This window comes from Pseudomonas sp. NMS19W (genome assembly GCF_051554255.1).
Lineage (GTDB): Bacteria > Pseudomonadota > Gammaproteobacteria > Pseudomonadales > Pseudomonadaceae > Aquipseudomonas > Aquipseudomonas kribbensis.
In genome coordinates this window covers 2,124,199-2,137,616 of the sequence record NZ_CP136718.1, presented here as the reverse complement: position 1 = coordinate 2,137,616, position 13,418 = coordinate 2,124,199, and the positions used below count along the sequence as shown (strand labels likewise).

16 protein-coding genes and 1 pseudogene are annotated in these 13,418 nt (G+C 60.0%); 6 read left to right on the top strand and 11 right to left on the bottom strand.

Going from position 1 to position 13,418, the window contains the following annotated elements; genetic code table 11:
* The first annotated feature begins 180 nt into the window (after window positions 1–180).
* The 6 genes from R1A29_RS09675 to R1A29_RS09650 all read left to right on the top strand — a co-directional run bounded on the left by R1A29_RS09675 (window position 181) and on the right by R1A29_RS09650 (window position 6,543).
* Window positions 181–1,527 (top strand): hypothetical protein, encoded by a 1,347-nt coding sequence (locus R1A29_RS09675; protein WP_438301282.1) that lies wholly within the window; start codon window positions 181–183, stop codon window positions 1,525–1,527.
* Window positions 1,528–1,562: 35 nt separating this feature from the next.
* On the top strand, window positions 1,563–3,797 hold the full coding sequence (locus tag R1A29_RS09670) for an Ig-like domain-containing protein (protein ID WP_438301281.1): 2,235 nt from the start codon (window positions 1,563–1,565) through the stop codon (window positions 3,795–3,797).
* 70 nt (window positions 3,798–3,867) lie between these two features.
* Window positions 3,868–4,329, top strand: a complete 462-nt coding sequence (locus R1A29_RS09665; protein ID WP_438301280.1) for a curlin — start codon at window positions 3,868–3,870, stop codon at window positions 4,327–4,329.
* Between the two features lie 26 nt (window positions 4,330–4,355).
* Window positions 4,356–5,807, top strand: a complete 1,452-nt coding sequence (locus R1A29_RS09660) for a curlin (RefSeq protein ID WP_438301279.1) — start codon at window positions 4,356–4,358, stop codon at window positions 5,805–5,807.
* Window positions 5,808–6,077: 270 nt separating this feature from the next.
* Entirely contained in the window at window positions 6,078–6,284 is a 207-nt protein-coding gene (relB, locus tag R1A29_RS09655; protein WP_085613439.1) for a type II toxin-antitoxin system RelB family antitoxin, read from the top strand.
* Window positions 6,274–6,543: a type II toxin-antitoxin system RelE/ParE family toxin gene (locus R1A29_RS09650; protein WP_438301278.1), complete on the top strand. Its 270-nt coding sequence runs from the start codon at window positions 6,274–6,276 to the stop codon at window positions 6,541–6,543. The genes relB (R1A29_RS09655) and R1A29_RS09650 overlap by 11 nt, the downstream gene beginning before the upstream one ends.
* A 381-nt stretch (window positions 6,544–6,924) precedes the next feature.
* Here the strand turns inward: R1A29_RS09650 and R1A29_RS09645 are convergent, their stop codons facing one another.
* From R1A29_RS09645 to R1A29_RS09595, 11 genes and pseudogenes are all read right to left on the bottom strand, one after another.
* A complete protein-coding gene (locus R1A29_RS09645; RefSeq protein WP_438301277.1) occupies window positions 6,925–7,371 on the bottom strand; it encodes a hypothetical protein in 447 nt (148 codons plus the stop codon).
* Window positions 7,372–7,375: 4 nt separating this feature from the next.
* Complete coding sequence (locus R1A29_RS09640; RefSeq protein WP_438301276.1) at window positions 7,376–8,074, bottom strand: hypothetical protein; 699 nt, start codon at window positions 8,072–8,074, stop codon at window positions 7,376–7,378.
* On the bottom strand, window positions 8,074–8,580 hold the full coding sequence (locus R1A29_RS09635) for a PAAR domain-containing protein (protein ID WP_085613436.1): 507 nt from the start codon (window positions 8,578–8,580) through the stop codon (window positions 8,074–8,076). The genes R1A29_RS09640 and R1A29_RS09635 overlap by 1 nt, the downstream gene beginning before the upstream one ends.
* 110 nt (window positions 8,581–8,690) lie before the next feature.
* A pseudogene (relB, locus tag R1A29_RS09630) lies at window positions 8,691–8,867 on the bottom strand (type II toxin-antitoxin system RelB family antitoxin); the annotation flags it as partial.
* A gap of 237 nt (window positions 8,868–9,104) precedes the next feature.
* Window positions 9,105–9,488 (bottom strand): DUF6124 family protein, encoded by a 384-nt coding sequence (locus tag R1A29_RS09625; protein ID WP_438301275.1) that lies wholly within the window; start codon window positions 9,486–9,488, stop codon window positions 9,105–9,107.
* A gap of 843 nt (window positions 9,489–10,331) precedes the next feature.
* Window positions 10,332–11,192: a CsgG/HfaB family protein gene (locus tag R1A29_RS09620; RefSeq protein WP_192553222.1), complete on the bottom strand. Its 861-nt coding sequence runs from the start codon at window positions 11,190–11,192 to the stop codon at window positions 10,332–10,334.
* A 29-nt stretch (window positions 11,193–11,221) separates the two neighbouring features.
* Window positions 11,222–11,653, bottom strand: a complete 432-nt coding sequence (locus tag R1A29_RS09615; protein ID WP_438301274.1) for a curli assembly protein CsgF — start codon at window positions 11,651–11,653, stop codon at window positions 11,222–11,224.
* Window positions 11,650–12,042: a curli production assembly/transport protein CsgE gene (csgE, locus tag R1A29_RS09610; protein ID WP_438301273.1), complete on the bottom strand. Its 393-nt coding sequence runs from the start codon at window positions 12,040–12,042 to the stop codon at window positions 11,650–11,652. The genes R1A29_RS09615 and csgE overlap by 4 nt, the downstream gene beginning before the upstream one ends.
* Window positions 12,039–12,590, bottom strand: a complete 552-nt coding sequence (locus R1A29_RS09605) for a type II secretion system protein (protein ID WP_438301272.1) — start codon at window positions 12,588–12,590, stop codon at window positions 12,039–12,041. Before R1A29_RS09605 ends, csgE begins: the two co-directional genes overlap by 4 nt.
* Complete coding sequence (locus tag R1A29_RS09600; RefSeq protein WP_085712077.1) at window positions 12,565–12,939, bottom strand: type II secretion system protein; 375 nt, start codon at window positions 12,937–12,939, stop codon at window positions 12,565–12,567. Before R1A29_RS09600 ends, R1A29_RS09605 begins: the two co-directional genes overlap by 26 nt.
* Window positions 12,940–12,944: 5 nt before the next feature.
* Window positions 12,945–13,418 (bottom strand): type II secretion system protein, encoded by a 474-nt coding sequence (locus tag R1A29_RS09595; protein ID WP_119427956.1) that lies wholly within the window; start codon window positions 13,416–13,418, stop codon window positions 12,945–12,947.

Sequence of the window (13,418 nt, the reverse complement as noted above, 5' to 3'; positions counted from 1 at the left end):
CCCCAATCCTGGGGACTGTCGCCCGCTGCCCGCGCTGCAAAAAATCCCCACTCTCATTCGCCAACCCTTGCACCACGGGCCTCTCCCGCCCGTTGCCCGGCCGTTGGTATGGAAGTTGTAAAGCCCCTCTGCAACTGACCCACCCCCAAGGGGCAGGCACTTCGATAGAGGGATTAACTCATGCACCCTTTACTGTCCAAAACCGCGACCGTCCTGGTCGTGAGCGCCCTGGCCCAGGGCATTGCCCAGGCCGCTCTGTTCGCCGTCGATCCCGGGCCCTATGCCCCGGCGACCGGCGGATTTGCCAGTTGGTATCAGGACACCCACGGACGCACCCTGGACCTGTGCCTGTCCAAAGCACTCAGTTCCCGCGTACCGAGTACACCCGGCGCCCCTTCGTACATGTGCTCGCTGATTCCCGCGCCCGGCGTGTTCGACGACACCCAGCCGATCGTCTTTCCGGGCAATTTTCCCGACGAAGCGTTCTGGTTCACCGCCGACGGCACCGTGGTCGATGCGGCCCGGGGCATCAACCTGTCCTACGGCTCGGCCGTGGAAGCGGCGTTCAGTGGTGGCGATCCCGTGGAAGGCGACCAGATCAGCTTCGCGCGCATCCGCATCCGGGTCGATGTGCCCACCGCCGGCACCTACGTGATCACTCACCCGTACGGCGTCGAAGTGTTCAACGTGGACACCCCCGGTCGTCGCGCGATCAACATGACCCGCGACATCGGCATCGGCAGCCCGAAAACCTACGACGGCGCGCTCAAGGGTGACGTCGGGCCGTTCCTGCGCAGCGTCAACGGACCCTACACCGAAACCAATCCGGTGAGCGGCGGCGCCGAACAGTTCGTCGGCGACCCCAACCTCGAAGAAGCCGTGACCGGCAGCCCGTTCAACACCAACTTCCTGCGCATCGAAGGCCCCGGCGGGATCGATCTGCGCACCACGGTGTTTGCGGTCTCCGGCAAGTTGTCGACGGTGGTTCGGCCGACGCCGCTGATTCCGCAGCGCAGCACCTATTCGCGCAAGCCTGGCACCAGCGCGCCTGTGGCCCAGCAAGACGTGTTCGTGCTGGCGCCGCCCGCCCCGGCCACCGTGGCGGTCACCAGCAGCACGCCGGTGCTCAACCTCACGGAGGCCGACAGCACCGGCAGCTGGTACGCGCAATCACCAATCAACCCGACCTTGCCGACCACCCTGCAAGTGACCGCCGACAACCACCTGGCCATCGCCAGCAGCACCCCGACCACCCTGCCCATGCCCCTGACCGATCTGGTGGTGATCCAGCGCGCCGAGTACAGCCTGAGTTCCGGGCAACTGACCGTGGTGGCCTCGACCAGTGACGAAACCTCGCCACCGGTGCTCACCGCTACCTCCGGCACCGGCGCCGCCATCGGTGCGCTTGGCGGTGACGGCGCAGTGAAAACCCTGGCCACCGGGATCTCGCCGATTCCGCCGGCCAGGGTCCGGGTGACGTCGTCCAACGGCGGCAGCGATACCGAAGAAGTGGTCATCGTGCAATGAACGCTCACATGCCCAGATCCGCATCAGGAGGCATCATGAACAAGTGGCCACGCTTCGCGCTCAACGCGCTCGGGCTGACAATCTCGCTGACCGGCAGTGCGTTCGCGCAACTGGCCGCCGTCGATCCCGGCCCTTATACCTACGCCACCGGGAAATTCCCGATCTGGTATCAGGACAACAACCTGCTGTCGATGGAGCTGTGCCAGTCGCGGGCCACCAGCTCCCGCGTCGCGGCAGCCACACCGCCGGCGTACATGTGCACCCTGCTGCCGGAGCCGGGGATTTTCGACGATACGTTGCCGATGGTCTTCCCCGACAACTGGCCACCGGAAGCCTTCTGGTTCCTGGCGGAAACCAACATCCCCAACAACGGCGCCGGTTTCGGTATGGACGCTTACGTCGCCGGGATCGAGGCGGCCTTCGCCTCGGGAAACCCGGTGGACGGTGATCAGCAGAGCTTTGCGCGGATCCGAATCCGGGTGAACGTACCCGTTGCCGGGACCTACACCATCACCCACCCGTACGGTGTCGAAACGGTCACCGTCACCACACCAGGCCGGCGGGCAATCAACATCACCAAGGACGTCGGCATCGGCGCACCGGGCAATTTCAGCGGTGCGCTCAACGGCGCCATCGGGCCGTTCCTGCGCAGCATCAACGGGCCCTACACCGAGGTGAACCCGGACACCGGCAACATCGAAACCTTCGTCGGCGACCCGAACCTCACCGAAGCCGTGACCGGCAGCCCGTTCAATACCAACTTCGTGCGGATCGACGGTCCCTCGGGCGCAGGCTCGATTCAGACCACCCTGTTCACCGTCGCCGGCAAGGTCCTCGACAACCGTCAGCAGACCCACGTGGAAATCGACCGTGCCACCTACCGCCGCACGTCGGCCGGTGTGCGTGCCGAAGTGTTCGCCAAGGCCGACAACAGCTCGACGCTGTGCTTTCGTGAAAGCCTGGCGCTGCTGCCCGGCCCACCGCCGACGCCTTGCCAGACCAGCCTGCTGAGCGACAACAACGGCTTGTTTTTCGGCCAGCGCCTGGGCAACGGAACCCTGCCATCCGTGGTGGTCGTGACCGCCACCAACCCCGCCGGTACGACGCGTCCGACCGCCGTGTCGAGCAAGCTCACCGACGTGGTGAAAATCCAGACTGCCCGCTACAGCTGGGCCAATCACAGCCTGTTGATCGAAGCCACCTCGACCGATGAGGTCGCCGTGCCGGACATGGTCGCCCAGGGCTACGGTCGCCTGTCGAAGACCGGCACCCTGCAAAAAATCACCGTCGCCGACCTGACCCAGCCACCGGCTACCGTCACGGTCAAATCCGCCGCTGGCGGGAGCGACACCGAGCCGGTCGTGGTGGTTGGCAACGCGCCGGATACCGGTGAGAACCAGGCGCCGCTGTCTGTCGCCGACACCGGCAGCACCAGCTTCGGCGTGCCGATCACCCTCAACGTCCTGACCAACGACAACGACCCGGACGGCAACATACCGCTGACCATCACCGCGCTGACCCAACCGCCGGCCGGCCAGGGCACCGTCGCCCTGAACGGCACCACGTCGGTGGTCTACACCCCGCCAGCCGTGGTCAACGCACCGCTGACCACGACCTTCACCTACAAGGCCCAGGACAGCAAAGGTCTGGCCTCGGTGAACCCGGCCACGGTGACCATCAGCGTCGCGCCGAACCGGCCACCGACCGCCGTCGCCGACAGTGTCGCAACCCTTGGCGTAGCAATCCCGATCAACGTCCTGGCCAACGACACCGATCCGGAAGGCAACGTGCCGCTGGGCGTCGCCAGCCTGACTCAACCGCCGGCAGGACGCGGCACGGTCAGCACCGACGGCACGGTGATCACCTACACCCCACCGGCCACCGTGACCACGGCTTTCACCACGACCTTCACCTACATCGCCCGGGACAGCTTCGGCGCCCTGTCGACGCCGGCCACGGTCACCGTGCAAGTGTCGCCACGGCCAGCGGCGGAAACCTTCACGATCACCACCTCGACCGTGCAGGCCCGCTCCGGCAACCGCTTCAACTGGGACTTCGCCGGCACCTCCTCGGTGACCACCGGCAACACCATCACCGTGCAGGTCACCACCCCGACCGGGCTGGTCACCCTCGGCACGACGACGGTACCGGTCACCGGACGCTGGCGGCTGACGCTAAACAACACCAACGTGGTGCCTTCGGCCAACCCGACCGCCACCATCCGCTCGTCCCAGGGCACCGTGCGCACCATCTCGGTGACCACGCTCTGAGCCAACGCCCCACCAGCTTTCGGGCAGGTGGGGCAACGTTCAACGGTTAATGCCCGACAGGATTTTCGCCATGAACACGCTGACCGCCGCCCTGCTTTGCCTGCTCGCCCTGTGCGGCAGTGCGGGCGTGCGAGCCGACGACCTGATGGACAACGACGACCTGGCGCCCTCCGCCGACCTTGGTGAACTGCCGCCTCCGGTGGGCCAGCAAGCCCTGATCGACCAGAACGGCCAGGCCAACCTCGCACTGCTCTCGCAGAACGGTCAGTCGCTGCTCGGGCGAATCGTGCAGTCGGGCAGCAATCAGGAGGCGTACATCCTGCAACAAGGCAGCGACCTGATGGCGTTGATCACGCAAAACGGTTCCGGCAACGCCGCATCGATCACCCAGAACGGCAGCCACAACCGCGCGCAGATTTCGCAAAACGGCAACAACAACGACGCCAGCATCGAGCAGGCCGGCACGGGGCTGCAAAGCGCCGTGACCCAGTCGGGCAACGGCATGAGCGTTTCGGTCAAGCAATATCGCTAAGCACTGCAATCATCGGAGAGTTCATCATGTTCAAACTGACGCCCCTCACCGCCGCCATCCTGGTCATGATCAGTGCCCAGGCCATGGCCGACGACAGCCTGTCCACCCAGAGCCAGGTCGGCACTGCCAACATCGCCGATGTGAAGCAGACCCAGGCTCCGTTCAGCAGCGCCACCCAGACCCAACTGGGCCAGGGCAACGACGCCGCCGCCGTGCAAGACCATGCCAGCAGCGTCATCACCCAGGACGCGGTCGGCGACTACAACGCCGCCTATGCCGAACAACTTTACGAAGACAACGGCACCATCACCCAGCAACAGACCGGCGCCTTCAACACCACCCACGCCAGCCAGTCGCTGGGCTTCGGCTCACCCAACACCGTCCTGCAACAGCAGCAAGGCACCGGTAACTTCTCGTTCGTCTACCAGGACTCGCAGAATGGCAGCGAAGGCAAGACCTTCCAGTTCGGCGACAGCAACGAAGCCAACATCGAGCAACTGTACGAAGGCAGCGGCAACAGCTCGGTGATCACCCAATACGGCACCGCCAACTACGGCACCGCCGAACAGGTCACCCACAACGGCGGGCAGATCGGCATCAACCAGGCCGGCGAAAACAACTACGCCTACGGCGACCAGCGCAACGGCACCGGCGGCAACATCACCATCAACCAGTTCGGCAACCTCAACGGCAGTGAAATCTGGCAAGACTCGCAACTGGCGAGCCAGGCCACCGTCAATCAGTACGGCGACAGCAACGAAACCGTGGTCGACCAGAGCTACGGCGAAAACAACACCGCCGCCGTCACCCAGGTCGGCAACACCAACGCCATCTATGCCGACCAGTTCGAATCGGTCAATTCAACCCTGGCGCTGTATCAAGTCGGCAACGGCAACGTGCACTACACCTACCAGAGCGGCGACGGCCACACGCTCAACGCCACCTCCGTGGGCAACGACAACAAGGTCTACGCCAGCAACTGGAAAGGCCCGCAACACGGCGGCCAGTTCGGCAGCAACCAGCATGCGACGGTCAATCAAGCGGGTAACGGCAACATCGCCAGCTTCACCCAGGACGGCGTCGGCCACATCATGACCACCCACCAGACCGGGACCGGCAACAAGACCACGGTCAGTCAGGCTGATTCCTACAACGAGCTGTACTTCGACCAGAACGGCAGCGACAACATCCTGATCTCCGACCAACGCGGCACCACCAACCTGGCCCAGGGCACCTCGAACGGCTCGGGCAACAGCACCGAGTTCGACCAGTCCGGCACCGGCAACCAGGCCTACACCGCGCAGTTGTATGGCAGTGACAACATGATCACGGTCAAGCAGGCTGACACCATGAACGTGGCGTACGTGACCCAGGGCGGAATCGGGAACATTGCGAACGTGGATCAGAGCGGGATGACGCAGACCGCGAATATTCAGCAGTTCGGGTCGGCTAACCAGGCGACGGTGTTGCAGCAGTAAGGGTTGGGTGTTGGAAAACCGCGACCTGTTGAGGGTCGCGGTTTTTTTTGCGCTGCGGCTCGAGTGGCGTCCTACGGAAAACGTACCGTTTTCAGAAAATCGGGGACTTTTCTGACGAATTCTGGCGGTTGGCCGTCGGAAGTGCAGGCTCTAGGATTTGCCGGGACAACTTGATCCCCACGGAGCTTGGCCTACATGCAACTCATCCAGACAGCGACGACAGCGATACCATTACCGAATAGACTTCCAGGCACCAAACCCGGAGGTTCCATGATCGACCCGTCTTTGATCGACCCACTGTGCCCGGTTGTTTCGGATCTTGGTCCTGAGGAACAGGCTGCGAGTTATGACCGTTGGTTGATCGCCAAAATACAAGCTTCCATGAATGACCCACGTCCGAGCATTCCTAATGATCAGGTGATGGCCGAAATGCATGCCCTGATGGAAGCAAAGCGTAAAAAATACGATGCAGGTTGAGTGGCAGCCCGAAGCTCGGGCTGAACTCCTGCACATTCTTGACTACATCAGTGACCGTAATTTCAAAGCGGCTAACAAGCTCTCAAACGCTATCGAAGCCGCCACGGTTACCCTTACCAAACATCCACACCTCTATCGAGTGGGGCGAACTCCCGGCACTCGTGAGATGGTCGTACATCCCAACTACCTGCTCATTTACCAAGCGGTGGGCCGGATAAATATTCTGGGCGTTGTGCACACACGTCTGGAATATCCGTGATGTGGCGCTCGGTCACAGAATGAATGACCCCACTAAAGCAATAAATGCGCTCCCTTTTGGGGGCGTTTTTTCGCTGGTGCTTGAGTCGTTGATCGTTCCCACGTCGAACCGACTCGGGAAATGCCTCAAGGGACGCACCGCGTTCCAGCTCGCGAATTTGACGCGGAGCGTCCGGGGCTGCATTCCCACGCAGAGCGTGGGAATGATCAAACCATGAACATGGCGTATGTGGCCCGGGGCGGGATGACGCAAACTGCGAACATTCATCAGTGCGGGTCGGCTAACCAGGCGACCGTTTCAGCAGCAGTAAGTCTGGGGCATAAAAAACCGCGATCCTCTGGTGAGAGGGCGCGCGGTTTTTATGCCCCTGTGTAACGTCGGTCAATCTGGCATAGAACGAATAATGTCGGCCAGATCATCCTTGGTTATTTCATTGGCCTTAATAGCAGCGGCAATGTCATTTTTTGAAAGCGGGAAACGCTTGAAAATTTCTTTCAAGGTGTCCGCATCAACGTTGGCCAGCCAGAGAGGATCGATAAATGAACCGCCATATTCAGGCTTCATGGGTACTTCTTCGTGGGCAATGGCGCCTTTATGGTTGAGATACACCACATAACGATCATGCCCTTCAGGAAAGCTTTTATCGTGATATAGCGTAGTCCCCAGAGGCAGGACATAGTAATTCTCGTCGCCATTTGGACCTTCGATCAGCAACGGTTCTTTAGTTTTGATCATTTTCATATCGTGCCCCTTCGCAATATCGTCAAAAATCAGAAACGCCAAAAAAATTGCATTTACGGATAAAACAGCCACCAGCCACAGGCCCAATCGCCTATTTGTAAACATTTTTCTTATCATAGGGGGTCTCTGTATTCGCTTCGAGCATGGCTTGTAAATCCGCTGGCATGAAAATCCCATCCTTCGGACTACTCTGCGTACGTGCGGCTTGTCTTTCGATAAAAGAAAGACCTCGCATCTCATTATATTTCGCCGGATTCTGCACAATTGACTTACCCGAAACCTTTGCCCCTGCGATTGTCACAGTTGTGCAGTTATTTGTCGTCGGATGATAGTTGGATGGCAAGACATACCTTGCTGATGACGCAGTCTTTTTTCTCTGCTCTTTTTGCTGAGCAACAATAGCGTCGAAATGAGCGATCACAGCCTCAGCCTTTGTATTATCCAAAAAATAAACAAAGCCTGTTGTTGTACGCCCCAGACTGTTCTCACCAGAGATATACGCTCTGAAGGAAGTCCAAACGTTCAACACACCTTCACCCTCGCTATCGAATGTACCCCACGTCTTTCCATAGCGACCAAAGTCATAGGTAATGTCTTTACTACCGACTACGACATGTAAAGCTGCGTGTCCGAAAGGATGCTCTTCTTTATCGCGAGTATAGGGACCACCCACCAGTATTTCCATATAGGCTCCGGACACGACTACCTGGTTGGTCTTCGTAGTTTTCCCTGATGTGCCTGCATTTTTTGCCGTCTGGGTTGTGCTGGTAGTTTTAGTAGGCTGAACCATTAAAGATGTTCCGTATCTTCAAGTTTCGGAAATTTTATGCTGCAACTTCCTCTGGGAATATTTTCCACACGCATGAAACCATTATCGTCAAGGGTGCCTGTCATTAAGGTTCCATCGGGAAGTGTCAGTTCATACGCCTCGTTGGCGATAGGCTCATCTCTTTCGTTAAGCAGATGAAACTCGACAAAAGTTTTTTCTTTCAAAAACTGCGACAGAAAGCTGGTGGGAGCACCGCCACCAGACTCACCAACGAAGGTATCCGGTGAGCCAGCCGTGATCGTCGCTCCACATGCTGTTTGCGAGCCAACATGTGCAACATCCTTCCCCAATCCGAAAACATGGGGCGCGCCTGTCGTAATGGGGTTACTGCCGTGAACAGGGCAAGCATAGGTATCACCTACCAAGGCCACTGGCATTGAGTTAACAAAAATGGGGCTTGATCCAGTGATGATATTTCCGCCGTGACTACCTGGATCTCCGAGCCTTGCGACTGGCTTTCCTGCCATCAATTCTCTCCTTTGAATATCACGATCTACGGATCTTACCTCAACTTTGATGCATCCTGAACGAACGATATTTGAATTGAATTCTTGCTCGCTGCCTCAAGATTTTCGTATTTGCGTTCCATTTCCTCCATCAATAACCGAATCTCGGCCTTTACCTGCTCATGAGAAATGTTTGGACGCGGGTCATCGATTGACGCTTGGACTTCGGCACGGAACCACCGGTCGTAGCTGGCGGCCTGCTCTTCGCTTTCGAAGTCTGAAACGATTGTGGATATTAGGGGATCCATGGTGGCTCCGGATTGAAAGTGAAGAACGCGACCTTGTTCTTGGGTCGCGTTCTTTTTTGTTTCTGATGGTTCTCAAGTTATTGGGGACTATCTAACGGTTTCTCCAGACAGATCAGAGAATCGGCCCAATCCAGCACTGTTTGATGGTCAACCACCCGATCAGCATCCACATCGTCCATCGCCTCCAAGGTAAGTCGACTATGTTCTGATTCGAAGGGAATTGGCTTCTGTATCGAGCTACTCATCGTTCAGTTCGACGTGATCCAAGGCCTGATTTACGGCCAGTTCACCCAGCATGAGGATCTGCGCGATACCCAGGGCGGTCTTGCGGTGGGCGGGGTCGAGGGTGGCGGCGAAGTTGTTGAGCATCTCGCTGGCGGAGCCCAGGGACTCGCAGGCGTTGGCGAGCAGGGATTCGGTGTTGTAGGCCGGGTTGGCGAGGTACATCGGGGCGGGTTCGTTGACGCTGCCCATGATGTGGGCGCCGGGGCAGAGGTAATGGTCCAGGGCGCGTTCGGCGGCTTCGTGGAGTTTTTTGGAGTTGGTGGAGGTGTATGGGGAGGTTGGGTCGGTTTCGAGGTTGGCTGGGTTTTCGGGTGGGTTGGGTGTTGGTTTTTTCATGGTCATTTCGTCCTCATTGATGATTGCAGCCGGCCCAATCGACTTCCAGGAAGAATGGGTGGCAGCTGTACGCGGGCTGGAAATCCGGGGAGAACGCGACCCGGCAGACATAAATGTCTCCCGCGCACAGCCGCCATAACAGCGTGCACACAATGAAGGTGCGCAAGCATACGTTATGAAAAGCAATTTCGCTTTCTCACACATCCGGGTTTCCAGACCCGATCGCTGAATTGGCAGCGACCAAAACAGGCTAGAGCCCGCGCTTCCGACGGACAACCTGAAAACCTTGTGGGAAGGTTCGGTGTATTCAGACACGTTTTTAAACAGACTTTAGGACGCCGGCCCTCACCCCAACCCTCTCCCGGAGGGAGAGGGAGCCGACCGAGTAGTTCATTCGAGTTACATCGACCTGAGCCATCGAGCTGAACTCGAGCTTTCAAAACAAAAAAATCAAAACCAAACCCATCTACACATTCTTGCGCCCTCACCAAACCAAACAATGAGCGTTAGCTCGAGTAAAGCTTTTGACGTGCCGGCCCCATCGGAAGGCTGAGTGGAGGGATTTATCCGGAGGTGGGCGCGCAGCGCCGTTCGACGAAGTCGAACACATCGAGAGGAGGTGCAGCGAAGTAAACCGGAGGCGATGCCCCCGGATGAATCCCGGAGCGAAGGAACCCCGAGCCCCAGCGAGGGGCCGAACGCCGGGGCCCAGCGTTTTGGTTCCTTTTGGGCGTTTGCAAAAGGGACTCGCCGTAAGGGCGAAACCGCCAGCCGCAACACCCGAAGAAACGGATATTCACCCAAACCACCCAGAGAACCTGGTCGGCCCAAAGGCCGCCAAGTTCACTCCGCCTCAGGATCAACTTTGTTCTGGGTGAGATACCGATTCAAAGTCTCATCCCCCGCAGGCGAAGAATTATCCCCAGCCACCTGCCACAACCGCCGCTCAATCCCCTGCGCCAGCAAATGCCCCACCGCCGCCTCGATCGCCGACAACACACAAAGCTGAGCCGGCTCATTGGTCGTATACCCAGCCTCCGCCTCGAGCAACTTCTTGAACTCGATAAACTTGAACACCCCGGCACTGCGCGCCACCGAATAAATCGTCTTGCTGGTCATCACATTCGCCAGCACCTGCCCGCTACGAACATCCACCGCGCGCAAGTTCACGGTCACCTGATCCACCCGGTACTCCCGGGACAGATCGATCCCCAGATACCGCGCTCCTTCCCCGCCGCTGCGCACGTTGGTGTCGTACGCAATGATCCCGCCCTCGAGCATCATGTTCGCCGCCTGCAACGGCGGCAGCTCGGCCTGAATATTCACCGGCGTATTCGGCTTTTTCTGCGACGCACGAATGATCTTGCGTTCGGTCAGCAGGTTCTGCAGCCCTTCCCGTTCCAGCACCACAAACCAGCCGCTGGCCTGCAGGGCGTCCATCAACATCGACGCCGCGCCCTGGGTGACGCTGGTGGAAAACGAACTCGCCGGCGTCGGTTTGTACTGCCCGGTCTGGTCACGGAAGCCGTACACCACCGCCATCAGCCGGCCCTTGGGTCGCGGCATTTTCAGCAAGTCGTAGTAGGTCGAGGCCCTGGGGGTCAGGGTCGGAGTGTCGGTGTCCTGCTCGGCCGGCATCGGCTCGCGCAGACCACACCCTTGCAATGCCGCCAACATCAGCCCTAGCGCTATTATTTTTTTCATGTCCTGCACTCCCCGGAACCGTCATCCCGTCATGGGTTGAGGCCGTTCACCTGAATTTCCGAAACCTGCCCGCTCGCTCGGTCGGTCACTTCAATGGTCAGTGCCCCCGAATCGTCGACCACGTTGACGATGAAGGCATCGGTGGACAGGCTCCCCGTGTTGCCGGTGGAGATGTTGTCCAGCAACTGCCCCAGCAGCCGTGACTGCAACTGACTGGTGAAGCGTTCGAGCGCCGAAGTGCCGGCCACAGTCGAACGCTTCTTCAAATCGGGATCGTCGAAATCGTTTTGCGCCTGGGCGTTGTTGAGCAGCCAGGTGCCGTTGAGCGGGTTGCCGCCGAACGACGGGTTGACCGGCGTGTAGATCAGTTCGGTGGCCTGGACGGCGGCAGCGCCGGCGAGCCCGATCAACAACCCCGGGATCCACAATCCGCGGTGCCGTGAGAACGTTGTCGTGTTCATAGTTCGTCCTTCTCAAGGTCGGTGGTGTCCTGCAACAAGGCTTCCAGCTTGCGCCGGACGACCTCCAGTCGAACCGAGTCGGCGGCCTCGTAGGCCTCGTCCTTCAGTTCTACGGTGTTCGGCGGCAGGAAGCGCCGATACACCAGGCGTTGCTGATATTCCACAGTCACCAGGCTGCCCCAGCGCGCGTCGGGGCGCTCGCGCACCACCAGGTTGAAATCCATCGGGCTGGTGTCGCGCAGGCGTTCGCTGAACGAGTAGTAAAAGTCGTGGCCGATGTGCGAGATCGTGTCGTCGACGATGAAGCCCATCATTTCGTCTTCCTCGCCAGCGCTGGCGACAGAAGCCACGGCAGAGAGGATCAGCGCGCACCACCACTGGCGGCTCATGGCTGCAACGCCTGCGGCAGGGCCGACTGGCCTTTGACCGGGGTTCCGTTGCCAGGGCCGGTGCCATCGAGAAAGGCTTTTTCGGCGACGAACTGCCAGTCCGAATAACGCTGCATGCCTTCGAAATCCGACCATTGCGATGGGAAGTCCGCCTGCTTCAACGGCACCTCGGTGGACGGGCTGTTGATCCCGGTGATGCGCCCGTCGAAGCCCCGTTGCAGCGCCCATTCGCCGCCGCCAATCGGGTCCGGGTAGAGCTGGCGCAAGTGATGCCGGGGCTCCGGAAAACGTTCGTCCTGCAGCAGGTCGGCCAGGTCTTTCGGGTACTGCGCCAACCCCGGCGAACTGCGGTAGTAGCTGCGCAGCGCCTGGGCGTACTGGGTGCCGACCCACAGCAGTTGCTTCTCGCGGTCACGGCGCGCGACGGTCGCCCACAACTCGCCCGCACTGGCCAGCCCCATGCCCATGATCACGATCAGGAACAGCACGCCCAGGTAGGTGAACCCGCCCTGCTCCGCGCGCTTACCACTCGGAATACTGGCTGCCATCACGCGCCCTCCCGGTAGCTCCGCTCTTGATGTCGGCCACGCCACCCGCCACGCCGTCCGGCGGCGCGATCAGCACCCACTGGTCTTTGCGCTCGGTGATCGGGTCCAGCGGCGCGTTGCGCAGGTAGCGCAGCTCCACCAGTTGTTCGATGGAATCGGGATAGCGTCCGGTGTCGCCGTAGTAGTGATCCAGCGCCTCGCGCATGGCCGACAGGCTCTGGCGCAGGGTGGTTTCCTTCGACGCTTCCAGGCTGTTGAAGTAGCGCGGCAGTGCGATGGTCATCAGGGTCGCGATGATCGCCATCACCACCATCAGTTCGAGCAAGGTAAAACCCTTTTGCCGGCCCATGAGAGTCACCACTCGCGGTAAGCGATGCCGTTGAGGCCACGGCCCCTGGCGTGGGAGTAGACGTCGAACACGTCCTCGCCATCGCGCGGGTTCTGGGCCGAACTGTCGTAGGCCCGCAGGCCCCAACCGCCGTTGTCGTCACGTTTGGCCGGCACCAGCGGGTCGTGGGGTATCCGGCGCAGAAAGTAGAACTTGGCACCCTTGGCACTGCGCACGTCGCGCACGCCTTCGACCAGCACCTTGAGGTTCGGCGGGTAGCCGCTGCTGTTCAGGGATTTCTCGATGTAGCCGGCATCGAAGGCACGCTTGTAGGCATCGATGCCATCGCGAATCTGATACAGCGCGGTGCGCAGTTCCTGCTCCTTGCCACGCCGTACCAGGGTCTCGGTCAGCGGCGCGGCCATGCCGGCCAGGAGGCCGATCAGGGCCAGCGTCACCACGACTTCGATCAAGGTAAAACCGCGCTGGGAGGCGTTCAT

Bases quoted from the DNA above. Each gene is read 5' to 3' on its own strand.
- R1A29_RS09675 (WP_438301282.1), top strand. From the start codon at position 181: ATGCACCCTTTACTGTCCAAAACCGCGACCGTCCTGGTCGTGAGCGCC.
- R1A29_RS09670 (WP_438301281.1), top strand. From the start codon at position 1,563: ATGAACAAGTGGCCACGCTTCGCGCTCAACGCGCTCGGGCTGACAATC.
- R1A29_RS09665 (WP_438301280.1), top strand. From the start codon at position 3,868: ATGAACACGCTGACCGCCGCCCTGCTTTGCCTGCTCGCCCTGTGCGGC.
- R1A29_RS09660 (WP_438301279.1), top strand. From the start codon at position 4,356: ATGTTCAAACTGACGCCCCTCACCGCCGCCATCCTGGTCATGATCAGT.
- relB (WP_085613439.1), top strand. From the start codon at position 6,078: ATGATCGACCCGTCTTTGATCGACCCACTGTGCCCGGTTGTTTCGGAT.
- R1A29_RS09650 (WP_438301278.1), top strand. From the start codon at position 6,274: ATGCAGGTTGAGTGGCAGCCCGAAGCTCGGGCTGAACTCCTGCACATT.
- R1A29_RS09640 (WP_438301276.1), bottom strand. From the start codon at position 8,074: ATGGTTCAGCCTACTAAAACTACCAGCACAACCCAGACGGCAAAAAAT.
- R1A29_RS09635 (WP_085613436.1), bottom strand. From the start codon at position 8,580: ATGGCAGGAAAGCCAGTCGCAAGGCTCGGAGATCCAGGTAGTCACGGC.
- R1A29_RS09625 (WP_438301275.1), bottom strand. From the start codon at position 9,488: ATGAAAAAACCAACACCCAACCCACCCGAAAACCCAGCCAACCTCGAA.
- R1A29_RS09620 (WP_192553222.1), bottom strand. From the start codon at position 11,192: ATGAAAAAAATAATAGCGCTAGGGCTGATGTTGGCGGCATTGCAAGGG.
- R1A29_RS09615 (WP_438301274.1), bottom strand. From the start codon at position 11,653: ATGAACACGACAACGTTCTCACGGCACCGCGGATTGTGGATCCCGGGG.
- csgE (WP_438301273.1), bottom strand. From the start codon at position 12,042: ATGAGCCGCCAGTGGTGGTGCGCGCTGATCCTCTCTGCCGTGGCTTCT.
- R1A29_RS09605 (WP_438301272.1), bottom strand. From the start codon at position 12,590: ATGGCAGCCAGTATTCCGAGTGGTAAGCGCGCGGAGCAGGGCGGGTTC.
- R1A29_RS09600 (WP_085712077.1), bottom strand. From the start codon at position 12,939: ATGGGCCGGCAAAAGGGTTTTACCTTGCTCGAACTGATGGTGGTGATG.
- R1A29_RS09595 (WP_119427956.1), bottom strand. From the start codon at position 13,418: ATGAACGCCTCCCAGCGCGGTTTTACCTTGATCGAAGTCGTGGTGACG.